The organism is Candidatus Trichorickettsia mobilis (assembly GCF_034366785.1).
Lineage (GTDB): Bacteria > Pseudomonadota > Alphaproteobacteria > Rickettsiales > Rickettsiaceae > Trichorickettsia > Trichorickettsia mobilis_A.
In genome coordinates, this window is record NZ_CP112932.1 from 815,901 (window position 1) to 838,814 (window position 22,914).

The 22,914-nt window shown below is 34.0% G+C and carries 18 protein-coding genes; 6 read left to right on the forward strand and 12 right to left on the reverse strand.

Going from position 1 to position 22,914, the window contains the following annotated elements:
* Positions 1 to 26: 26 nt before the first annotated feature.
* The 3 genes from putA to Trichorick_RS03755 are packed head-to-tail and all read right to left on the reverse strand — an operon-like array spanning position 27 to position 5,361.
* Positions 27 to 3,086, reverse strand: coding sequence for a bifunctional proline dehydrogenase/L-glutamate gamma-semialdehyde dehydrogenase PutA (putA, locus tag Trichorick_RS03745; protein ID WP_323737703.1), 3,060 nt, complete (start codon positions 3,084 to 3,086; stop codon positions 27 to 29).
* A 39-nt stretch (positions 3,087 to 3,125) separates the two neighbouring features.
* The gene (locus Trichorick_RS03750) at positions 3,126 to 4,463 is read right to left on the reverse strand and encodes an MFS transporter (RefSeq protein ID WP_323737704.1); all 1,338 of its coding nucleotides are present in this window, start codon (positions 4,461 to 4,463) and stop codon (positions 3,126 to 3,128) included.
* On the reverse strand, positions 4,450 to 5,361 hold the full coding sequence (locus Trichorick_RS03755) for a DMT family transporter (RefSeq protein WP_323737705.1): 912 nt from the start codon (positions 5,359 to 5,361) through the stop codon (positions 4,450 to 4,452). The genes Trichorick_RS03750 and Trichorick_RS03755 overlap by 14 nt, the downstream gene beginning before the upstream one ends.
* Positions 5,362 to 5,586: 225 nt before the next feature.
* Between Trichorick_RS03755 and Trichorick_RS03760 the strand changes: the two genes are divergently transcribed.
* Positions 5,587 to 6,321: an OmpW family outer membrane protein gene (locus tag Trichorick_RS03760; RefSeq protein WP_410250231.1), complete on the forward strand. Its 735-nt coding sequence runs from the start codon at positions 5,587 to 5,589 to the stop codon at positions 6,319 to 6,321.
* Positions 6,322 to 6,701: 380 nt separating this feature from the next.
* Here Trichorick_RS03760 and murC read toward each other — a convergent pair whose 3' ends face one another.
* The 5 genes from murC to dapD all read right to left on the reverse strand — a co-directional run bounded on the left by murC (position 6,702) and on the right by dapD (position 12,323).
* Positions 6,702 to 8,132, reverse strand: a complete 1,431-nt coding sequence (gene murC / locus Trichorick_RS03765; protein WP_323737706.1) for a UDP-N-acetylmuramate--L-alanine ligase — start codon at positions 8,130 to 8,132, stop codon at positions 6,702 to 6,704.
* 322 nt (positions 8,133 to 8,454) lie between these two features.
* Positions 8,455 to 8,838: a holo-ACP synthase gene (gene acpS, locus Trichorick_RS03770; RefSeq protein ID WP_323737707.1), complete on the reverse strand. Its 384-nt coding sequence runs from the start codon at positions 8,836 to 8,838 to the stop codon at positions 8,455 to 8,457.
* Positions 8,835 to 10,988, reverse strand: a complete 2,154-nt coding sequence (locus Trichorick_RS03775) for a RelA/SpoT family protein (RefSeq protein WP_323737708.1) — start codon at positions 10,986 to 10,988, stop codon at positions 8,835 to 8,837. Before Trichorick_RS03775 ends, acpS begins: the two co-directional genes overlap by 4 nt.
* A 12-nt stretch (positions 10,989 to 11,000) precedes the next feature.
* Positions 11,001 to 11,381: a DNA-directed RNA polymerase subunit omega gene (rpoZ, locus tag Trichorick_RS03780; RefSeq protein ID WP_323737709.1), complete on the reverse strand. Its 381-nt coding sequence runs from the start codon at positions 11,379 to 11,381 to the stop codon at positions 11,001 to 11,003.
* A gap of 117 nt (positions 11,382 to 11,498) precedes the next feature.
* Positions 11,499 to 12,323, reverse strand: a complete 825-nt coding sequence (dapD, locus tag Trichorick_RS03785) for a 2,3,4,5-tetrahydropyridine-2,6-dicarboxylate N-succinyltransferase (RefSeq protein ID WP_410250264.1) — start codon at positions 12,321 to 12,323, stop codon at positions 11,499 to 11,501.
* A gap of 146 nt (positions 12,324 to 12,469) precedes the next feature.
* Here dapD and Trichorick_RS03790 point away from each other — a divergent pair, with 146 nt between their 5' ends.
* Positions 12,470 to 13,090 (forward strand): MJ0042-type zinc finger domain-containing protein, encoded by a 621-nt coding sequence (locus Trichorick_RS03790; RefSeq protein WP_323737711.1) that lies wholly within the window; start codon positions 12,470 to 12,472, stop codon positions 13,088 to 13,090.
* 161 nt (positions 13,091 to 13,251) lie between these two features.
* Positions 13,252 to 13,764 carry an RDD family protein gene (locus tag Trichorick_RS03795; RefSeq protein WP_323737712.1) on the forward strand — a complete coding sequence of 171 codons (513 nt, stop codon included), beginning with the start codon at positions 13,252 to 13,254 and terminating at the stop codon, positions 13,762 to 13,764.
* Positions 13,765 to 14,081: 317 nt separating this feature from the next.
* On the opposite strand, the gene recF is transcribed toward Trichorick_RS03795, so the two are convergent.
* Genes recF through ybeY form a run of 3 tightly spaced genes read right to left on the reverse strand, consistent with a single transcriptional unit; the run spans position 14,082 to position 16,627 of the window.
* Positions 14,082 to 15,176, reverse strand: coding sequence for a DNA replication/repair protein RecF (gene recF, locus Trichorick_RS03800; RefSeq protein ID WP_323737713.1), 1,095 nt, complete (start codon positions 15,174 to 15,176; stop codon positions 14,082 to 14,084).
* Positions 15,142 to 16,077, reverse strand: a complete 936-nt coding sequence (locus Trichorick_RS03805; RefSeq protein WP_323737714.1) for a hemolysin family protein — start codon at positions 16,075 to 16,077, stop codon at positions 15,142 to 15,144. Before Trichorick_RS03805 ends, recF begins: the two co-directional genes overlap by 35 nt.
* A gap of 49 nt (positions 16,078 to 16,126) precedes the next feature.
* Entirely contained in the window at positions 16,127 to 16,627 is a 501-nt protein-coding gene (gene ybeY / locus Trichorick_RS03810; RefSeq protein ID WP_323737715.1) for an rRNA maturation RNase YbeY, read from the reverse strand.
* A 67-nt stretch (positions 16,628 to 16,694) separates the two neighbouring features.
* On the opposite strand from ybeY, the gene Trichorick_RS03815 reads away from it, so the two are divergent.
* The 3 genes from Trichorick_RS03815 to Trichorick_RS03825 all read left to right on the forward strand — a co-directional run bounded on the left by Trichorick_RS03815 (position 16,695) and on the right by Trichorick_RS03825 (position 20,534).
* Entirely contained in the window at positions 16,695 to 18,257 is a 1,563-nt protein-coding gene (locus Trichorick_RS03815) for a phosphoethanolamine transferase (protein WP_323737716.1), read from the forward strand.
* A 164-nt stretch (positions 18,258 to 18,421) separates the two neighbouring features.
* Positions 18,422 to 19,579, forward strand: a complete 1,158-nt coding sequence (lpxB, locus tag Trichorick_RS03820) for a lipid-A-disaccharide synthase (protein WP_323737717.1) — start codon at positions 18,422 to 18,424, stop codon at positions 19,577 to 19,579.
* Positions 19,569 to 20,534: a 23S rRNA (adenine(2030)-N(6))-methyltransferase RlmJ gene (locus Trichorick_RS03825; RefSeq protein WP_323737718.1), complete on the forward strand. Its 966-nt coding sequence runs from the start codon at positions 19,569 to 19,571 to the stop codon at positions 20,532 to 20,534. Before lpxB ends, Trichorick_RS03825 begins: the two co-directional genes overlap by 11 nt.
* Here the strand turns inward: Trichorick_RS03825 and Trichorick_RS03830 are convergent.
* Positions 20,527 to 22,824 (reverse strand): leucine-rich repeat domain-containing protein, encoded by a 2,298-nt coding sequence (locus Trichorick_RS03830; RefSeq protein ID WP_323737719.1) that lies wholly within the window; start codon positions 22,822 to 22,824, stop codon positions 20,527 to 20,529. The genes Trichorick_RS03825 and Trichorick_RS03830 overlap by 8 nt on opposite strands.
* Positions 22,825 to 22,914: the final 90 nt, after the last annotated feature.

Here is a 22,914-nt window from a genome sequence, read left to right on the forward strand (position 1 = left end):
ATGAAAAGTTGATAGACGAGTATATATCAGTTTTTATTTAATAATTCAATGTTTCCACCTACAGCTGTTAAATTAATTGTTATAGTTCTCTCAGTAATAAACTTTAATAAGTAATGAGGCCCTCCAGCTTTAAAGCCGGTACCTGATTTATTTTCTCCACCGAAAGGCTGAGATTCAACTTTGGCGCCTATTATAGAACGATTAGCATAAATATTACCGACACGTATTTTAGTGCAGATATATTCAATTTTGCGCTCTATCCGTGAATGAATACCAAAAGTTAAGCCAAAACCACAAGCATTGATTTCATCTAATACTGCGTCTAATTCATTAACCTTATAACGGACAACATGTAATATAGGACCAAATTTTTCTTCTGGTATATCATTAATTGAGGTAACTTCTATAATGTGAGGGTAGAAAAAATATCCATCCTGTTGCTGTCCAATTTGTGGATGGTGGGCAACTAAGTTGAAACCCTTATCAATCATGTTTTTTACATGTTCATTTAAAGTCAATAGCGATTGTTTATCAATCACTGGACCAACATCAGTAGCAAAATCCTTAGGATCTGCAATGGTCAACATAGCCATTGCATCTTTAATCATCTTCAGTAGAGGTTCATATATTTCATCTTGGATATAGATTATTCTTAATGCCGAACATCTTTGACCGCTTGAGCCAAAAGCTGAATTTAATACATCATCAGTAACTTGTTCAAGTAAAGCAGAACTATCAACAATCATCGCATTCTGGCCGCCAGTTTCTGCAATAAATGGTACTATTCCATTAGTACGTGCTGCTAGATTTAAATTAATGATTCTTGCGGTAGTAGTAGAACCGGTAAACACTACCCCAGCGATACGCTCATCACTGATTATATATTTGCTAATATCACTACCTGAGGCAATAACAAGATGTAACGCTGATGTAGGTACTCCAGCTTGATGCATTAATTTTACAGCAACACTTGCAATTACCGGAGTTTGCTCTGCCGGTTTTGCAATTACGCTATTACCGGTTACTAGTGCAGCTGCTATTTGTCCAGTAAAAATTGCTAATGGAAAATTCCAAGGACTAATACAAAGAAAAATGCCACGTGGGTGTAACGTCAGTATATTACTTTCACCGGTAGGGGAAGGCAATGTTATGCCTGAAAATAATATTTCTGCCTGATTAGCATAATATCGACAAAAATCAATGGCTTCCACTACTTCTGCAATAGCATCTTTTATTGTTTTTCCTGCTTCTTCTATTAATAATGCGTATAAATAAAACTTATTTTCTTCATAAAGATCAGCAACTTTGCGTAAAATATCGGCTCGAAGTTTAATGTCGTATTTTGACCATTGCTTAAAACCATTAGCGGCACTTAAAGTTACCATGTTGATCTCATCAGTTGTTGCTCGAGAAATATCAACAAATTTTTTCAACGATTTTGCTGGAGTTGAACGAGTAGTTACTGTAGCACTGGTCAGCATTTTACCATCTATGATAGAACCGATTTGATGCTCTTGACCATAAAAACTACTTACCGTCTGGTAAATATGATTATAATCAGCCTGATAGCCTAATTCGTAACCAATTGGGTTCTCTCTATTAGGGTAAACATCCTTTGGTAATATTATAGATTGATCATCGGTTTCATGTAAGTGCTTTACCTGTTCATATAAATTATATGCTAGTTTTGCTGATGGCGTTGCAGTATTCTTTACTTGATTGACAAAACAACTATTAGCGCCATTTTCTAGCATTCTACGCATTAAATATGCCAGTAAATCATTCATTTTACCAATTGGTGCATATATCCTTACTGGATGATTTTTGTTCAATGTATTATGCAAAGTTTTGCCCATACCATGCAGTTTTTGAAATTCAAAAATCTTGCCTTGCGCAAGTTCAATAATTGTGGCTGCAGTTAAAGCATTATGGGTGGCAAATTGTGGAAATATATATTGGCTATGTTCTAGCATTTTTCTAGCACAAGCAATATAACTTGCATCAGTATATTCTTTTTTGGTAAATACCGGATAAAATCTTAAACCTTGTTCTTGTGCTTGCTTAATTTCCAGATCCCAATAGGCTCCTTTTACTAATCTTATTGGAATTTGCCGATTTTGTGTTTTGGCAACTGCAATAATCTCGTCCAATACCTTATATGCCCTAGTTTGATAAGCTTGTAGCACTAAACCTATACCATTAAAGTCTTTAAAAGAGCTGTCATTAATGACCTGTAGAATCGTATATAAATAAATATCTAGTCTTTTTGCTTCTTCTGCATCAAAAGTAATAGTCAAATTATTATCTCTAACTTTCTTGACTAAAGTAATTAGCTTTGGTAACAGATAATGATCGATGTCATGTTTTTTGCTCAACTCAAACCGCGGATAAAGCGCTGTAAGCTTTACTGATAAGTTTGGTTGCTGCCAGAGATTGGCATTAGAATTAAAAGAATTGCTTGCAGCTATTTGTTCAATCGCTGCAAGATATTGATTATAATATTCTTCTGCTTGTTCTAAAGTACGCGCTGATTCACCCAACAAATCAAATGCAAATCTATTATTAGGATAATTTTTGACGGTATCCAAAGCCAGAGCTACATCGTAACCAAAGATAAATTCTTTTCCTAAAAATTCAATCGCACGTTTTAAAATAGTTAAGAATACTGGTTGACTAATATTATTAACCATATTAGTTAAAACGTTATTGATATTAGCCATATCAGCTAATTTTCCTGAAATATATAACCCATAGGCTACAAAACCTGCTTTAACCGATTTTGATTTATTTAAATGATGTTGCCAATTTTTATCAGCTAGTTTATCAATTACCAAAGCTGCTGCAATTTCCTTATCAGGTATACGTAACAACCCTTCAGCCAAACACATAATTGCTATACCTTCAGCTGTCGATAAACTAAACTGTTGAATGAACTCTTCGATACCAAATTCATGATCTTGTCTAATGGTACTAATTAATTGCTGAGCAGAATTAATAACTGCTTCCTGGTTAGCAGCGGACAATTTAATAACCGGAAGTAATATATTAATTATATCTTTTTCGTTCTCTAAACTGGTGGCAAGCATGATTGGTTTATTTAATAAGTTTTAAAAATAAGAAATAGTTCATCTACTATACTCTGAAGCCATTTGCCCTTTTTCATCTGTAAACATCTTATCAGTTCCAGGTTTTTCGGTAGATTCATCAATAATGGATTCCATAGAACGATCTTTATAAAAGTATAAAGCTATCAAGCTTATCACTGCACAACCAACTATATAATAGATGCAAGAAGTAAATTTACCAGTATGATGAACTAGAAGCCCAAGCGCATACGGAGTTGTCCCTCCAAATAAGCTGACAGCGGTATTATATGAGATAGATAAAGCAGTATTTCTGACATTAGTTGGATAAAACTCTGCTTGCAGAGCTGGTTCTGGTCCGATATAGGCTGCTGCCAAAATTGATAAAATGATCTGAGCTATGATTACAGCGGCAAAATCACCGGTTTCACAAATATTAATTAAAGTCGGAGTGGCTACAATAATAATGATTAAGATAATAGTAAAAATCTTCTTGCGGCCAATTAAATCTGATAAATAGCCGGTAAGTAAAGTTACAAAGGCCATAATGATGTAACAGATATTTACTAAATTAGTAACTTCACTCTCTGAAAAATGTCTATTTACTTGTAAATAAGACATTAAATAAATTGCCTGCAAATAAAATATCACTGATCCGGTAGAATTAATTAAAATTGAGACCAACATATCAGCCCAGTGGTTTTTAAATACTTCTTTAAATGGAGAGCGTACGATATTGCCACTATCTTTTATTTGTTCAAAAAGAGGAGTTTCTTCCGTATAATTTTTTATGTAAAAACCAGCAAACATAATTAGAACGCCTATTAAAAAAGGTAAGCGCCACCCCCACTCTTCAAATTGTTCAACGGATAATGTTGATTTTACGATATAAGATGCAGTAGAACCTAACAAGATACCAATACAAATACCAGACATTGCAATACTACCAGTGAAACCACGATGCTTTTTTGTTGTATGTTCAATTACAAAAGAAATCGAACCAGTTAATGCTCCACCCATTGATAATCCTTGTAACATACGAACACAAATCATTAAGGTAGTAGCAGTAACGCCTATACTATCATAAGTTGGAAGTAGTCCCATAATGACTGTAGGGATAGACATACATACAACAGCGGCACTAAGAGCAGCTCTACGACCAAAGCGATCGCCTAATATTCCAAAGAAGATGCCACCTATTGGTCGCATTAGGTAACCAATAGCAAAAGCTAAGAACGCATATAATAAAGAAGCGCTGGGATCGGCATCAGGGAAAAATTTTTGTCCTATAATTGGAGCAAAATGTCCAAATAAAGCATAATCATACCATTCAAACGTATTAGCAATTCCGCTTGATAATATTAATCTACGTGTATTCATTACTTTTGTCATCTACTTCTGCAGTACTTTCTTGGGTTATTATTTTTTTCTCAGAATAAACTATGAATAATGTTGATGGAATGACAATTAAAGCGCCATAAATAGTACTTTGTTCTGGTAATTCTTTAAAAATTAAAAAAGCTGCAAGCGCAGAAAAGATTAATTCAAAATACCGATAGGGTGCGACTGCAGTCGCATCTATCAACTTAAATGCTTTTAACAAAAAGAATAAAATTAAATTTGCACTCATGCCTAGTATAAAAAGTAGAGATACTTCCAGGATAGTTGGTGTTTGCCAATATAAAGCTGCTGGAGGAGCTGATAGTATAGCAGTAATTAACGCCGAATAAAATAACATACTAATCATTGACTCTTTTATTACAAATCTTTTGTTAATAATATCTAACATTGCAAAAGCAATAGCAGCTGCTACAAATATTAATATTTTGGGATCAAAATCTGATGCATGTGGCTTCAGAGTAACCACTATTCCTAAAAATCCAATAATGGTAACAACCCATCTTTGCCAAATTATATTTTCACTGAGAAAAAAAACAGCCAATACTAAGGTAAATAGAGGTATAGCAAAGCTTATGACAGTACCAGTGGTAATCGGCGCTATAGTTAATCCATAAGTCCATGACGTCATACCAAAAAATAGTAAAACTCCGCGTATTACGTGGATAAAAGGATTGCTGGTCTTTAAGGTATCTTTACCATAGTACCAGATAAAAGGTATAAGGGTGATTGTACTGAAGAAAAATCGAAAGAATGCAACTTCAAAACTTGGTAAACGCAAACCAGCATATTTTGAGATTACGTCATTTAAAGTACTGCTGACTAAACTTAAAACAAACCATCCAATACCGATAAAATAAATACGTAACTTGTCATTCATAATATTGCCTCGTGTAAACTATATAGTTCGACAGAAAATACATTTATTTCTTAAAAATAGCAAAAAAGTTTTTTGTAAATTAAATGATTGTGGTAATTATCACACTGAGATTAACCTTCAAGCAATTATCCGTTAGTATTACAATGCTGGTTAGACACAAGTTCGTGTATAATGCAGAAGCATTATTTTAAGTACTATAAGTAAAAGGTTTAAGGATACTAGGTTATGAAACATATCGCAAAATATTTTTTTTCTATCTGTCTAATGCTAGCCATAATGATAAGTGCTGCCATAGCTACTGCAAAAAATACCGAAAAAGACATAGATGACGATTATAGCGCAGATTACTATAGTGATGAAGGAAAACTTTTATTTAAAGTTAGAGGTTATGGTATAGCCTCTAATGCTAAACAAAAAGGATTGCCGAAATCTTCTGTTGCTGCACCAGCTTCAACAAACCCTTTTGTAGAAAATGGTTATGGTGGAGATACAGCAACAACTATATTTTTTAATGATAATATGGCCGCAGAATTATCTTTAGGGTTTGGAGTTTTAAATACAAAATATTCTACATTAAATAATGTAGCGCATAATTATGGTGGTCAAAACACTGCTGGCAAAAAAAAGAAAATATATATGGTACCACTAACCGGTACCGCACAATATCACATTGCACCATATGGTGCCATTAGGCCATATGTCGGCGCTGGTTATCATGGTGCATATTTGTTCACTAAAGCTAAAGAATTTAAAATAAAAAATGGCCACGGGGCAGTACTACAAATTGGCGTAGATTTCGTAGCAAAAGATGATACGTTCATTAACGTTGATATTAGGAAGTACTTTTTGAAGGCAAAAGTAACCTATAAAGGAGCGTTAGTAAAGAATGCTACTAACATATCATCTACAGCCAAGATTGATCCTTTAGTTGTTTCTGCAGGTATAGGGTTTAAATTATAAAGCCATACTATATAATACTAATAATATAGGTTAGTTAGATAATGACGTATCTATTCAGGAGGCTGGCAAACCGCAGATGTATGATATATACACTAGTCTTCTTAACGCACTCAATGTCATTCCCAGCAACGGCAGGAATCTAGGAATAAAAGCCTTTTGTTGTCAAACTTAACATCTGTATACCCTGATACGGTAAAGGTTTGTCGGGGGTATGAATAGATATAGCTAGAGTCAGTGAGCTAGTTATTTTTAAATTTTAGTGTGAGCGCCTGCGCAAGCAGTATTATAATACGTAAGCCCAAGGTGTGAAATCCACGCGAAATTTTGTCGTCCCAAGCTCACTGACCGACGCTATACGCTCACACAAATAACTGATGACACTATATGTTAAGTTTAGCCAGTAAACCATTAGCCCATGATGAAATACTGCCAGCACCCATCATTACTATCAAATCTCCAGGAGCAGCATGACTCTTAATTATATTAGGAATCATATCTGATGTTGGTAAAAAATGAACATCACCATGAGATAAAGTCTCTGTCATCTGCTGTACTAAAGTAACCCCAGAAATGCCTGCTATCGGTTGTTCACCTGCGCCATACACGTCTGTAATATATACTTTATCTGCAAAATTAAAACAGGTGGTAAATTCTTTAAATAAATTTTCTAACCGAGAAAATCGGTGTGGCTGGAAAATAGCAATTACCTTCCCATTTTGTTTGCGTGCTATAGTCCATGCAGTATTAAGAGTTGCTATAACTTCGACTGGATGATGAGCGTAATCATCAATAATGCTTACACCTAAATATTCTCCTACTCTGGTAAATCTTCTTTTGACCCCATGAAAATTCTTAAATCCATTCTTAATTACCTTAATTCCAAAATCAAGTTCTATGCCGACAGCAATAGCAGCCAATGAGTTTAGTACATTATGTCGACCTGGAGTTGGTATAGTAATTTGCTCTATTATTGTAGCGCCATTAATTTGCGGGAGATCAATTTTTACGGTGAAAGTAGAAGATGTTATATCTGAGTGAATATCAAAAGCTTTTATATGAGCATCAGTAGAATCAATGCCATAAGTAATAATCTTGCGTTCGGTAATGGTGTTTACTAATTTTCTAACTATTGGATGATCAATACAAGCGACACCAAATCCATAAAATGGTAAATTTGTAATAAAACTTCTAAATGCCAGAATTAAGCTATCAAAATCGTTATAAAAATCAAGATGTTCGGCATCAATGTTAGTAATTATACCAATAGTAGATGGTAATTGGATAAAAGTTGCATCAGATTCATCAGCTTCAGCTATAAGATAATCACTAGAGCCAAGATAAGCATTAGTTAATCTATTATTGATTATTCCACCATTAATTACAGTGGGATATAACCCTGCAGCTTCAAATAAACAAGCGACCAATGAGGTGGTAGTAGTTTTACCATGTGATCCAGAAATGGCGACTGAGCATTTAAGACGCATTAATTCCGCAAGCATTTCAGCACGTTTGATAATAGGAATTCTGCTCTCTAATGCTGCTTGTACCTCCGGGTTATCAGATTTAATAGCTGAAGATACTACTACATATGACACGTTAATAATATTAGTGGCAATATGTTCATAAAATATTTTAATGCCATTAGCAGCCAACCTTATAGTATTATAATTTTCGACTATATCTGATCCTTGTACCTTATAGCCGAGATTATGCATAATTTCAGCAATTCCACTCATACCAATTCCACCAATGCCTATAAAATGGATAGTATCAAGTGAGCCATTAAGTTTTTTTCGTTCAAGTAGTAACATAAATTCTCTATAAATAATATATGGTGTTTAAGAGGGTAGATGTAAACAAAACAGTCGAATTAGCTTAATAAACTGAGTCATCTCCAATCATGCTCTAAACTTGTTTCATGGGTTGTGTCAGGATCTCATGATGGTCTCAGGAGATGCTAAAATGAATTCAGCATACTTCATAAAATAAAATACCAATTCCACTGTTTTAACTATAAGTAGACGAAGGTCAAAATTGAAGAAGTGCTAGGAGTTCCAGAATCGAAAAGCGCCGTATACTTTAGTTTGTTTCGCATTGCAGAGTTTCTGGAAACGACAACACAATTCTCAATTTTCACCGAGTATACATGCTGACTACTGCAAATGCGATAGCCAGAGGATAAGCATCTGAAATAGATAAATCAATTTTAAATTTACTAAGATCTTTAATTTTTGTGGAATGGATAGTAGCAAAAGGTTTACCTAAATTATCATTAAATATTTTAATATTTTTAAACTGTAGACTTTGCCCAATACCACTTCCTAAAGCCTTGCTAATAGCCTCTTTTGCTGCAAAACGCTTTGCAATAAAAGCCGCATGTTTATTTGGAGATAAACGAGAGACTAAGTCTATTTCTGATAAACTTAGAATTCTTGATTTAAAAATCTCACCATATTTTGTTAATAGTTTCTCAATTCGGTAAATTTGTACTATGTCTGTACCAATGCCAATAATCATGATTTGTGTCTCTCTACTTGCGAAATAACTGATTTACTTTGTAAAACATTAATAATATCCTCAATATGTTGGACGTCTTGAACTTCCATATCTAAAATAATTTCAAAAAAATTAACTGTACGATTAGTAATTTTAAAATTAATAATATTACCTTGTTTTTTTGCGATTTCAGAGCATAATATTGCCATACTACCTAGTTCATTTAATATAGTAATTTTTAATCTACAAATAAAAGGTATATTTGATTTATCACTATCCCAGGTCAGAGGAATCAATCGCTCCGGAATTGCATTAATATTACTAAGCATACTACAATCTGCCGTATGTACTGTGACCCCATTACCAGTATGAACTACACCAACAATTTTATCACCAAGCAAAGGATTGCAGCAATTAGCAAGATGGATAGCCATACCTTCTATTAATCCTTGAATTGGTAGAGCAGTATCTTGTAACGCCTGGTTAGTTGATTTTTTACTTTTATTAAATTTTAATAAAGACAAAGTGGAGCTAATTTTACTTTGTTTAGGGGTAATATATTTCATTAACTCTTCACTGCTTATGCTGCCATCCCCAATAGCATATAACAGATCATCAACTCCTTGTTTTTTTAAAGATGTACATGCTTTGTCTAAAGCACTTGCCTCATCCACTATATTTAAAAAACTAAGGGCTCTATCAACTATTGCTTTACCTAATTTGATGTACTGTTCTTTTTGTTGGTTACGAGTAAATCTTTTTATTTCAGAATGAGCCTTGCCGGTAATGACAAATTTTTGCCAACTTGGAGAAGGGGTTTTGTTTTTTGAAACAATAATTTCTACTTGATCACCGTTTTCTAATGTAGAACGTAAGGGTACGATACAACCATTAATTTTTGCTCCCACACAATGATGGCCAACATCTGAATGTACAGCATAGGCGAAATCAACGCAAGTAGCTCCTTTCGGCAGGGCGATTAGATTACCTTTGGGAGTAAAACAAAATACCTGATCATAATACATTGCCAGTTTTGTGTTCTGCAAAAAATCCTCTGGATCACCGGCTTGTTCCAGTATGGCTAATAATTCACGTATCCAACGGTATTGAGTACCATCTGCCACGTCATGATCATGATATTGCTGTTTATAGCGCCAGTGTGCTGCAACCCCAAGTTCAGCGATGTCATGCATATCATCAGTACGAATTTGTACTTCAATTTTTTGTTGAAGTGGTCCTATAATAACTGTATGTAAAGATTTATAACCATTGTTTTTGGGGGTACTAATAAAATCTTGAAAGCTGTCTGGAACCATTTGATATTTAGTATGAATTATTCCAAGTGTTTGGTAACAATGGGGAATAGTATCTACTATAATTCTAAATGCAACAATATCTGATAATTGTTCTAACCCGATATTTTTTTGCTGCATTTTCATCCAAATTGAATATGGGGTTTTATGTCTACCATGTACAATAGCCTTTATACCAGCACTCTTTAGGGTATTGGTAAATTCTGCGATAACGTTATCGACAAGATTACCTTCATCGGCTGAGATTTTATGTAGACGATTTAGAATTGATTCCCTTGCTTCCGGTTGTAATATTCTGAAACAAATATCTTGAAGTTCTACTTTGATTTGCTGGATGCCTATTCTTTCTGCTAGAGGTGCGTATATCTCCATTGTTTCTACTGCAATACGCGTACGTTTTTCTAGGGATTTTATCGAATCTATAGTACGCATATTGTGCAATCTATCAGCAAGTTTAATCAATAATATTCTTATATCATCGCTCATTGCCAACAATAGTTTGCGAAAGTTTTCTGCCTGACGAACATTATCAGGCATAAATTCAATTTTTGATAATTTGGTTACTCCATCGACAAGTTTACTAACGGTGCTACCAAAATGTTGTTCAATTTCACCTAAAGTGAGATCTGTATCTTCAATAGTATCATGTAATATCCCCGCGATCACTGAATCACTATCAAGGTGCATCTCAGTAATAATTTCTGCAACCTCTAATGGGTGATAATAATAGGGCTCGCCTGATTCTCTGGTTTGAGCACCATGATAACTGATGGCAAAATCAATAGCTTTATTGATTTGAGCTTCGTTACAATTTGGATCGTAGGATTTGACAGCTCTGACAATATCCTCGTGGTTCATTGTTGAAATTCCTTAGTCTTCTATATCTATATCTGAAACGTCATCACTAAACATCTGTTCTTCGTATCCAGAATCAGCATCTTCAATATAAAAATCTGAATCAGCTACATATTCAAAATCTTCTGAATTTTCTACAGTTGGTTGATCATCATCTATATGATCAATTTTATTACGTGTTTGTAACCGCTTTATCAATTCTTCCCTTAAGATTGTAGGTTTAATATTCGCGTTTGCAATTTCTCGTAAAGCAACTACTGAATCTTTATCATCTTCCCTATCTACTGTAATATTGATGCCTGAGCTAATGTCTTTAGTTCTTTGAGCGGCAAGAGCTACAAGTTCAAATCTATTTTCTACTTTATCAATACAATCTTCAACGGTTACTCTGGCCATAATTTTTACTCTTTAAGTTCAAATAATTTATTAATATTGACTGTATTATAAGACATAGTGGGGCAAGTTGCAATTTATATAATAGACTTCAGAGGTCTATTGAACACTCTCATTATTCTAACATCTTAGCAGCTCATTGATAGCCGTTTTCTTGCGTGTAGATGCATCAACTTGTTTGACGATGACTGCACAATACAAAGCTGGTTTAGTAGCATCAGTAGCTGGAAGCGTTCCAGGAACCACTACAGAGTATGCTGGTACTCTACCATAAATAATTTCTCCAGTTTCGCGATTGACGATTTTAGTCGAGGCTCCAATAAATACTCCCATTCCGATTACTGCTCCTTCTTCAACTATCACTCCTTCGACAACCTCAGACCGTGCTCCGATAAAACAGTTATTCTCAATGATTACTGGGTTATTTTGGATAGGCTCTAATACTCCGCCAATTCCAGTACCACCAGAAATATGACAATTTTTACCTATTTGAGCGCAGGAGCCGATTGTAGCCCAGGTATCAATCATTGACCCCTCATCAATATATGCTCCAATATTGATGAATGATGGCATTACTATAACATTACGAGCAATATATGCACCAGTCCTAATAAACGCACCTGGTACAATTCTACATCCGTAATTTTTGAATTCTTCTTCACTAGTACTACTAAATTTAGGTGGTACCTTATCGTACCACTTAATGGAATCACCGTTATAAATTTGTGATTTATTAATTTGAAAATATAATAAAATTGCCTTTTTTATCCATTGATGTACTATCCAATTATTATTATGATATTCACATACTCTAATGATCCCTAGATTCAGCAAATTGATGACATTACTTACTTTTTGGTGTACCAATTCCATTTCTAAAGAATCGTACACTAATTTATCACGTGTTTGCCAAATTTGTTCTATTATATCAATATCTTGCTGCATAATCTTTTTGTATAACTTCATTCTAAAGGTGATTTTTCTAAAAATTCTATCCTAGACAAAGATTTTGTAAGAAGTCTGTTGATAAAAACTGTAAATAACTTTATTTTTTACATCTACCATCAAACAATTTGCTATTGGCATAATCAATGTATATTACTTGCCCCAAATGTGGCACTCATTTTTTAGTACAACCAGAACAAATAGGTCATTTTGGCAGAAAGGTAAGATGCTCAAAATGTGCAAACATTTGGCATCAACAATTAAATGATGATATAAAATTAGAGCCAGTAATTGCAAATCCAAAATTCGCTTACAAAAGCCAGTTAGGTAGTGGTATTAATTTACCGGCATTGCTTCCTATAAAAATACCACAATATTTATATACTTTACCAATGTTATTTATATGCTTAATTATTATATTGTCGATAATTTTATTTCAAGATTTTTGGGGTTTCAATTATTCAGATGCGGCAAAATTACTAAGTATTAATGATATACATATAACAAATAATAAGGATGCCGGTAAAATTACCATTACTTATAAAATAGTAAATTCATCCACTCAAATTTTACCAATGCCTTTAGTACGAGTAAGATTATTTGATAAAAATAACACAGCTTTAAAGTCTCATGTTGCTGATCAGACAGATATTGCCTTATCACCTAAACAATCTGTTAGTATCAGAACCGAGTTTTCATCAGTTCCAGATATAACTGAGAAAATAGATATTACGTTAGGTAATAGATTAGCCTTTATATTACGCTAGATATACTCGGTAAAAATTGAGAATTGCGTTGTCGTTCTCGAAGAATCTGCGATGCTCACGTATAAAATATACGCTGCGCTTCTCGACTTCGGCACTCCTAGCACTTCTTCAATTTTGACCTTCGTCTACCCAAGTCAAGTCAAAGTTTACGGAATTGTATAATGAAAAGACAAGTTGTTTATCCACGATTGGTTCCAAGACTTTTTGCAACCACAATTGATCTGTTTTTATTAGCAATCTTTGCTACTCCAATTATGAATTTTTTTGCTCCAAAAATTTTTCTTTTATTTTTTCAGGATTTTTTCATTCAACAACATGTTGACCTTGCTGATGCACAGGCTATAGCTAGTGCTACAAGCTTACCAGAGTTTATGCAGCACATAACTGCTGGTAAATTTTTGGGTTATTTAGCCTCATTATTTGCTTTGCATGCAGTGATAATGGGTAGCTTCTTCGTTGGCTTTTGGATATATAAAGGAGCAACGCCTGGTAAAATGATTCTGGGCTTAAGAATAGTGGATGCAGAAACATTATTAAAACCTAAAACTAGCCAGTTTGTAAAAAGATTTTTTGCTTACCTAACTGCTTTATTTGGTATCTGGTATATTCTACTTAATGAACGGCATCAAGCATTGCATGATAAAATTGCGGGAACAGTCGTCATTAAGCGTTAATTAAATGAGGGCATCATAAAATTTGTTCACAGGGCCTAATATGTGAGCACAACCGAATCCTAAAAATTTGGTATCTATTCACGTCCCTGGTGCAAACATTTACCGTTCCGGTATACAGATGGTGAGTTTGACAACAAACTGCTTCCACGGTGTCATTCCCAGCAACGGCGGGAATCCAGCGTACATCTAAGCATTTGAGGTTTTATTCCTAGATTCCCGCCGTTTCTGGGAATGACATCGAGTGCGTTATAGTGTATATATCATACATCTGCGGTTTGCCAGACCCCTGAATAGATACAAAATTTGATTGTCACCACCTAATTGACCGACGCTAAGATGTCTAAATTTACTAATTCTGCATAGTTCGCCAACTCTTCAATTCCATCTAAATCAGTTGCAGTGATCCATATCTGTAACTGAACTGTAACCAAAAAATTAATTAAATATTGTTTTCTGATAGAGTCTAAATGTACAAAAACTTCATCTAATAATAATATGGGTGCTGTAGATGTTATTTTGATAATACTAATTACTTGAGCTAGCATTATCGTAATCAACATTGCTTTTTGTTCACCAGTGGAACAAAACTGTGCCGGTATATTTTTGATCTTATGTTTTACGATAAGATCACTACGATGAGTGCCGAAAGTAGTTCTGCCGGATAGTCTATCTTGATTACGCCTGCTCTCAAGTTGCTGTTGAACCAACTCTACGATATTTGTACTATCTATTTGTAATTCTATTCCCTCAATAGCTAATATGGCTTTAGGAAACTCACTATCTAATTCGTCAATGGCACTTTGTAAATAAGCTAAAACATTAGTCCTATTAGTAGCAATTACCACTGATAATTCTGCCATTTTATTTTCAATTATTTGTAGCCAACTTGAATTTATTGACTCCTGTTGTAAAATCTTGGCTCTTTCATGCATATAATATTCATATTTACTCACTTTTGTTGCATGCTCATGATAAAAAGTGAAAACTATGCGATCCAGAAATTTGCGTCTATCACTACTAGCTGCTAAAAATATACCTTCCATTTGTGGAGTAAGCCATAGTATGCTGGATAACATACTAAGCTCGCTATTAGGTATTTTAGCACCATTAAATTCTATATAGCGTTTGCCAGTATTAGCATTAAAAGTTGTGCGGAGTTCCGCAATACCAACTTTACTTTGCAATTTTGCTGCAATTGACCATGATTTCTCACCTGACTTGCCAATATCTTCTAATTTGGCTGCTCTAATACCGCGACCAGGAAAAAGCAAAGAAATTGCTTCCAGAACATTAGTTTTACCAATGCCGTTTTCTCCTATTAAAATTATAGGATTATTGCTACTTTCCAGAGCAAGTGTTTGAAAATTGCGATAATTTTCAAGACGTAGATTTTGTAGGTATGTGTTGAGCATTCTTTAATGTAAGTTTAACCTGTTTTAAGGTTCTGGCATTTGCATCTATCACCTCAAGTTCTACTTGATTAGAAATCTCGATCTTGGTGCCTGGTGATGGTACATTACCGACCTTAGCCAACACCAAACCGCCGATTGTATCAAATTCATCTTTATCATCTTTGAGCTTTACTCCTAATATTCTTTCCAGATCTTCAACCTCCACTCTACTACTCGATAACACAGTACTGGAATCAAGTATTTGATAAGCATCACTTTCCAACTTATCATCATGCTCATCGTCAATACGTCCAACAATTTCTTCCATAATATCTTCAATGGTGACAATACCATCAGTGCCGCCATATTCATCGACGATAATTGATATATGAGTACGTTGCCGTTGCATGGTGATTAAAAGATCGGTTAATTTCATCGACGGTGCTGAAATAATAGGCTTCCTAATGATCTTTTTAAGCTGAAAATTCTTGTTTTGTGCTAGTATCATAAATAAATCTTTGATATGAACAAAGCCAATAATATTATCTAACGTACCTTCATATACCAAAGTTCTGGTGTGATGGGTTTTGATGATTAGCTCAAAAAGTTCAGTCAAATTAATATCATGCTTTACAGCGACAATATCCGATCGAGGAATCATTGCATCTTCAACAGTTTTATTACTGAAAGTTAAAAAGTTATTCAGTATTTCTTGCTCATTGATAGCGCCATTTATTTTATACGGATCTAGATGTATGGGAGCAGCGTTAGCGTTGACTATAGTTTTTTTTCTGGTTATTAGCTTTAAAGATGCAAATAACGCTGATATCACAGCGCCTAAGCTAAATTTTTTCTTGGCATTAACTTTTACTCGTGAAGTAGACGAGGGTGATGATTCTTCCGAAGATGAAGGTTTAGGCATAAATTTTAATATTACATTTGTCAATATACATAGTATAAGCTTATATAGGTTATAAATATGGAGAATTTATGGCAAAGTCCTGTAATATCTGGATCTCCAAATTTTCCATTATCACTGCATCTTCATCCTTTTGATGGTCAAAACCCAGTAAGTGCAACATGCTATGCACAAAAAGATGTAGAAAATGATGCTCAAATAGCTTATGTTGCTCTTCAGCTTCATGTAATAGCTGTTGATAGCTAAAAGCCATGTCTCCTAAGTACATATAATTTAAATTAGGTTGAAATTCAAGTATATGCTTACCCACTAATGGAATATCTGGAAACGATAATACATTAGTTTCTTGATTTTTTCCACGAAATTTATTATTTAGCTCTGATATCTCTGCGTTATCCGTAAGTAAAATTGATAATTCAAAAATCTTTACTTGTTTTAAGTTGGCGAACCTAGCAATAATATTTTGGCAAATTTTTGCCATTATTCTTTTATTTAGTTGCTTATGATTATTCCAATATTTACAGCGTTGAGCAATTTCAATAGTAATTTTCATAATTATATATCTTGTAGATTAGATCTTATCATGATAGTTAAAGCTTATTTAGAATATATAATCTGATATGTTTAAAATATTACAAAAACACTTGGAGCTTAACTTAATTAAGATAGCAGCAATAATAGCTATTATCTATATGCTCCTTTTTAATTCAGCTGTGTTTATCTATAAATTCGACTATTATAAAGTTAGCGGAGTTCTGGCTATTTTAGAATTAGGCAAGGATTTTATTTATATATACCTTACCTTATTTATCTTCTTTTTTGGCTGCACCATTCATCGCACATTATTTTTAATTACCGCTATATTACTTTTTATCAGTGGAGCATTATCCAGTTATTATTTATATTTCTTTAAAATTGCACCAACTAAAGAAATAATAAAAGCATTATTTGGCACTAATCTCAATGAAGCTTTCGAGCTAGCAAGTACTAATCTAATAGTATGGTTAGTTTTTAGTATATCTATTTGTATTTATACTATTAAACATTTTGGAATAAATACTAGCAAGCTTTTTATAAATAAATTATTAGCTGCGATTTGTTTGTTATTAACTATCAACGCTATCATCTCTCTGCCTTACAAAGTTTTAGGCAGCTATTTTCCGATCCAGTACCTACATAACACCTATTTATATTTTACTGAGATGTGGCGCCACTCTACTCGCAATGATATTAGTCAACAATTTAGTTTTATCGATAATTCTGCTGCAGATATTGTTGGTGTATTGGTAATTGGAGAATCTGCAAGATATAGTAATTTTGGTATTAATGGCTACAATCGAGAGACAACACCAAAGCTAAAAACTATAAACAATTTATCATCTTTTAAAGCACACTCATGCTCTAATATAACTTATTTATCAGTGCCGTGCTTACTATCTCGCCATTCGTCTTCTAATCTAGATCATGTCTTCGAGGAAACTGGGTTATTATCTATCCTTACTCACCTTAAGTTTAACACCACCTGGATTGGCACGCAATCATTAATGAAATATTTAAATAACACTCATCTAGGCACCGTCTATGATGAAGTAAATTTTGCCATTATCCCCGGTGGCTCTGCTTTATTTGCCATGAACGCTCATGATGGCGTTATGCTGCCTTACATTGAAAATATCCTCAAAAATAGCGGTAAACAATTTTTGGTGATACATACTTCAGGTAGTCATTGGAGTTATACTAACCGCTATCCAGCAGAGTTCAATTATTTCAAGCCTGGTTGTAATGTGAGCGGGAAAGTTGATCAAAGTAGCTGCGGTCATGAAGGTCTAATTAATACTTATGATAACTCAATTTTATATACCGATTTTTTTTTGTTCAATTTAATAGAGTTACTTAAAAATAAAAATGCCTTGCTAATTTATGCTGCTGATCATGCTGAACAGCTGGGAGAAAATGGTAGATATGGTCATGGTGGAGAGATTACGCCTGAACAAATTGAAATAGCTTTTATCATCTGGACCTCCGATCAATTTACTAAGAATCATCCTGAACTTGCTACTGCAATTAAAACTCATCATAATAATGTCCAAGAGATTAGTCATGATTATGTATTTCACTCGGTATTGGATTGTTTAGGTATTCACTCTGAAATTATTGATCAGAAATTGAGTTTATGTAAGTAGTAAGTAAGGTTATAATTTAGTTATTGCGAGCGAATTTATTTCGCGCGGCAATCCGGTTGATAAGGTGCTTCATCTCTGAATTGCTTCAAAGGCTACGTCTTCTAGCAATGACGTTTCTAGTAAATCATCGTCTACCTAACTTGCAAAGTTTATGAAGTATAAAAATGACTAATATCTATATTATTGCCGGCGAACCATCAGGAGACTTTATTGGTAGTCGTGTAATGTTTAACTTAAAATCATTACAACCTGCCCTAAACTTTATTGGTGTTGGCGGCAAGTTAATGAGTGAACAAGGATTACACAGTTTGTTCCCACTCAATGAAATTAGCATTATGGGATTCTGGGAGATTATTCCACATATTCCAAGATTAAAAAAATTAATCCAACATACTGCTGAAGATATTATTAACCAGGCTCCTGATATACTAATTACCATCGATTCACCAGGATTCACTTACCGCGTAGCACAAAAAGTCCGTGCAAAGATGCCCTACTTAAAAATGTTGCATATTGTTGCACCATCAGTTTGGGTTTATAAGCCAGGTAGAGCCAAGAAATATGCTAAATTATATAATCACTTGCTAGCATTACTACCATTTGAACCACCTTATTTTGAAGCAGTAGGATTGCCTTGTTCTTATATTGGTCATCCGGTTACCGAGCAAGATTTTTATAGCGCAAAAACGGAACTACAAGCCAAAGAAAATATACCGATACCTCCAGCGCATAAAATTATTTGCGTCACCGCTGGTAGTCGTGTTGGTGAAATTGCACGTCATACTCCTGTTTTTTGTCAGGCACTGAATATTGTAAGTAAGTTCTATCCTGATCTACAAGCATTATTTGTAATTAACGATCCTAGCCATCAAACATTGATCACCAGGCTACTGACAGGCGCTAATTTTGATTTTAAATTTTCTCTGGATCGGCTAAAATCTTTTGCGTTGGCAGATGTAGCACTAGCAAAATCCGGTACTAATACTTTAGAAATTGCAGCATCATCAACTCCGATGATAGTAGCATATAAGATAAATATCATGAGCTATGTCTTCATAAAGCTATTAATTAAGATAAAATATATTTCTTTAATTAATATTATTCCTAATCAGAAAATTTTACCGGAATTCATTCAATCCGATTGTAATCCTAAATCCATAGCAAATGAGATAATTAATATTTTAGCCAATCCTAACGTTGCTACTCAACAACTTCAAGCAAGTAACCAGGTTTTAAATATTCTTGGGTTCAACTCAAATAATCAGCCATCGATGCGCGCTGCAAACATTATTCTGGAATTACTGGCAAAAAATGAACTATAGGCATATCTATCACGCTGGAAATTTTGCTGATATCGTTAAACATTTTACCTTGATAGCTATTATCGAGCAGTTAAAAAAGAAAGAAAAACCATTTGCAGTACTTGATGCTTTTGCAGGTATTGGTCAATATGATCTTCTATCAGTTGAAGCTTTAAAGACTAATGAAAGTATAAATGGAGTACAAAAATTACTGCAATATGCCAACTTAAAAAAGATAAGACCTGAGTTGATCCAAAAATTTCTAAATATTATCTCTTTAAATCCAAAATCTATTTATCCCGGTTCGCCACGAATTATTCATCAATTGTTGCGGACTCATGACCGCTTGATTGCCTGTGAACTACATCCAGAAGACTATAAAAGTTTGAAAATATTATTTACTTGTACTAATAATAGACCTCTTTCGAAACTCAGCGAAGAGAGAGGATTTGGAGGAGACACGGAACGCAGGTCCGCAGCGCACTCTAGGTTTGTTTCGGATTCGAGTACCGGACCTGTGTACAAATCATCCGCAGAAGTAGAGTTTCGAAAGAGGTCTAATATATCTATTCATCAACTAGACGCCTACCTTGCCATAAAAGCTTTTCTGCCTTTCATAGAAAATCGAGGGTTGGTATTTATTGATCCTCCTTTTGAACGCAAAGATGAATTTAGCAAATTAATAGAAGCTTTAAAAATTATCAAACATAGAGCCAGTAATATTTGTGTATTAATTTGGTATCCGATTAAAAGTACTGCTGAAATAAAAAAATTTTATCAGGACTACAAAATTATTGGTTTTAAAGAAGCTCTAACAATAGATTTTATGTTGTTAGACTCTCCAAATAATATGCATCAATGCGGTTTGCTGGTAATCAATCCTCCAAATATCAAAAATGAAATATCAGCTTTAATGAAATACTTAACTGATAACATATTTTTAAACCAGGCTAAATTTAAAATTAGCGTTATATAGATATAGATTCATCAGATAAAGGTAACTCAAAAAATTGACCAAGAAGCTGGTCAAAATGTTTTGCAATAATAAAATCTCTTGCGCCATATTCAAGAGGAAAAAATTGCTCTAGTAATGTTAAGAATAGATCTTTGGTTTCATGCGACTGCATTTTATTGTATGTGTGGAGCAGCTCTGCAATTGGAGCTGGCGGTAGGTATGGAGTGAACTCACCAAAAGCATATTCAGGACTTGCGAAAGCATTAAGTAGCTCTTGTAGCTGTTGTTTTGTAGTGGCGCTTAAAGCTTTTTTATAAAATTCTTCAGCGATTATTATTAATCCAGCTTCTTTCCAACTGTGCCATAGCTGCAAATCGTAGCTGTCATTACTACAACCAGAATCCATTTTCATAAGTAGCGGATCTATCAATATAGCTCGTAGCTGTTTGAAGTGATAGCTCGCTATCTTATCCCAAGCAGGATTCAAATCCAAAAATTGCTCATTAAAGAGCCCTTGTAATTGCAACGTATAATAATGCCAATTCTCAGGCTTAATTGCATTATAGTAAAGATCGTAAAACCATCGACTAACAGCTTTTCTAATTTGCTCTCCAAACATCGCTTCCGCCTGCTCTGTTACTAAACTTAAGACCCCAGCAAAATCAGAGAACTTCATAACACTATAATCAATTGATGATCTTTCCAAAATTTTATCCTGAACTACAGATACTAGCATTATTAACTTACCGAGTGGACACATATTAAGTACACTCAAACAGTTTATTAAAGCATCAAGTAGTGAATAATCATTGCTGCTACGAACAACATAAATCACATGTGCAAGCGCTTGCTTAAAATCCAAATCTAACTCACGATCATTTTCTGCACGCATGGCAGATAATTTATCAATTATCTGTACTATAGTTAGCGATTGATTTGAGCTCCATTGATCGTTACATAAATCACCAAAATCCTGCTCCCTTAACCAATTAATTTGATCATCAATTTCAGTTTCACTGGCTAATGGAAAATTATAGTATAGTTTACTCAGAATTTTAAGAGCATTAATTATATTATCCGGCGTATCCAGATTAATACCATCAATATCTATTCTTTCAATGATACCAAATCCACCTTTAGGCTCAACTGAACCATAAGCACGTAATATTTCTATTAAGTCATAATTTTCAGCTTTAACCGATAAATCCATTAGCCTATCGCCGTTTATATCAAGTTTATTGACGTTAAACCATAATTCACCTGAATCTTTAGCTTTGGTGATACACCATATTATTGTTTCCCACGCTCCATCATAAGCTAATTTGTGTAAGATAGTACCAGCATTGCCAGCTAATGATTGATCAACCTCAATATTTTGTTGCTCAATAACTGGCCACAATACTTCCAATATTTTGGGAACTTTGTCTATTGCTAGTTTATTGAAGAATCGAGAAAATAATGTTTCTCCTTTTTTGTTTCTTACACTTAGGTCAAGATCAGAAAAATAATATTCTAAAGCTTCATACCAGTCTTGCATGATAAATGTAGAAAAAACCTCTATAGTTGATTCATGAGCAATATCCTGTTTGTCTAGATCAGCTAATTTATTAAAAACCATTATTTTGCGAAATATATTACCGGAATTAAAAAAGTCTAAAATTAAAGAGGTTAATGTAGTATTCTTGTGCAGAGCTATAGTAAAAGGTTCAGAACCAATGACAGTTATTTTATTATCACGTAAATTAAGAGAAATTAGTGAATTATTATATGGTATAGCTTTAGCTATAGCTAGCGCTCCAAAATTACTGATAAAATTGCCGGATAAATCAATAAGTTCCATAGACGAATTTGTAACCAATGCCGCTGCTATGTAGTCAGCCCCAGAATCACCTATTCTATTATAGCTTAAATCCATGCATTTTATCTTACAACCTGACTGCATTAATGCTTGAGATAATAACTTAGCTCCCAGATTTCCTATGTCATTACTCCATAACCTGACGAAAGTTATCGACGATTCTTGCGTCATTAATGCTTCGGCTAAAAAGCCAGCACCAATACTTCCTATTTGGTTCCCATATATGGCAATAGCAGTTATTGACAAAGAAGGTAAAGCCTCGATAATAAGCTTTACTCCATCTTTTTCTATATAATTAGCCCATAAATTTAGAGAAGTTATGGTGCCATTAAGCTTGATCGCTGTAAGTAGACGTTGAACTTCGACTATTTCCATAGTAATCAATGGAAATTCAACAGTGTTTATAATCTCTTTGTCCTCTATTTGATTTATTAGTTGCTCTAGATTTTTCATGCACTATGATCCACCAATATGCTTATTTATATAATATTAACTTTGATTAATTTCGGAGATTTTTTAAACTATATGATTTGTGCTATAACC

Bases quoted from the DNA above. Each gene is read 5' to 3' on its own strand.
- putA (WP_323737703.1), bottom strand. From the start codon at position 3,086: ATGCTTGCCACCAGTTTAGAGAACGAAAAAGATATAATTAATATATTA.
- Trichorick_RS03750 (WP_323737704.1), bottom strand. From the start codon at position 4,463: ATGAATACACGTAGATTAATATTATCAAGCGGAATTGCTAATACGTTT.
- Trichorick_RS03755 (WP_323737705.1), bottom strand. From the start codon at position 5,361: ATGAATGACAAGTTACGTATTTATTTTATCGGTATTGGATGGTTTGTT.
- Trichorick_RS03760 (WP_410250231.1), top strand. From the start codon at position 5,587: ATGAAACATATCGCAAAATATTTTTTTTCTATCTGTCTAATGCTAGCC.
- murC (WP_323737706.1), bottom strand. From the start codon at position 8,132: ATGTTACTACTTGAACGAAAAAAACTTAATGGCTCACTTGATACTATC.
- acpS (WP_323737707.1), bottom strand. From the start codon at position 8,838: ATGATTATTGGCATTGGTACAGACATAGTACAAATTTACCGAATTGAG.
- Trichorick_RS03775 (WP_323737708.1), bottom strand. From the start codon at position 10,988: ATGAACCACGAGGATATTGTCAGAGCTGTCAAATCCTACGATCCAAAT.
- rpoZ (WP_323737709.1), bottom strand. From the start codon at position 11,381: ATGGCCAGAGTAACCGTTGAAGATTGTATTGATAAAGTAGAAAATAGA.
- dapD (WP_410250264.1), bottom strand. From the start codon at position 12,323: ATGCAGCAAGATATTGATATAATAGAACAAATTTGGCAAACACGTGAT.
- Trichorick_RS03790 (WP_323737711.1), top strand. From the start codon at position 12,470: ATGTATATTACTTGCCCCAAATGTGGCACTCATTTTTTAGTACAACCA.
- Trichorick_RS03795 (WP_323737712.1), top strand. From the start codon at position 13,252: ATGAAAAGACAAGTTGTTTATCCACGATTGGTTCCAAGACTTTTTGCA.
- recF (WP_323737713.1), bottom strand. From the start codon at position 15,176: ATGCTCAACACATACCTACAAAATCTACGTCTTGAAAATTATCGCAAT.
- Trichorick_RS03805 (WP_323737714.1), bottom strand. From the start codon at position 16,077: ATGCCTAAACCTTCATCTTCGGAAGAATCATCACCCTCGTCTACTTCA.
- ybeY (WP_323737715.1), bottom strand. From the start codon at position 16,627: ATGAAAATTACTATTGAAATTGCTCAACGCTGTAAATATTGGAATAAT.
- Trichorick_RS03815 (WP_323737716.1), top strand. From the start codon at position 16,695: ATGTTTAAAATATTACAAAAACACTTGGAGCTTAACTTAATTAAGATA.
- lpxB (WP_323737717.1), top strand. From the start codon at position 18,422: ATGACTAATATCTATATTATTGCCGGCGAACCATCAGGAGACTTTATT.
- Trichorick_RS03825 (WP_323737718.1), top strand. From the start codon at position 19,569: ATGAACTATAGGCATATCTATCACGCTGGAAATTTTGCTGATATCGTT.
- Trichorick_RS03830 (WP_323737719.1), bottom strand. From the start codon at position 22,824: ATGAAAAATCTAGAGCAACTAATAAATCAAATAGAGGACAAAGAGATT.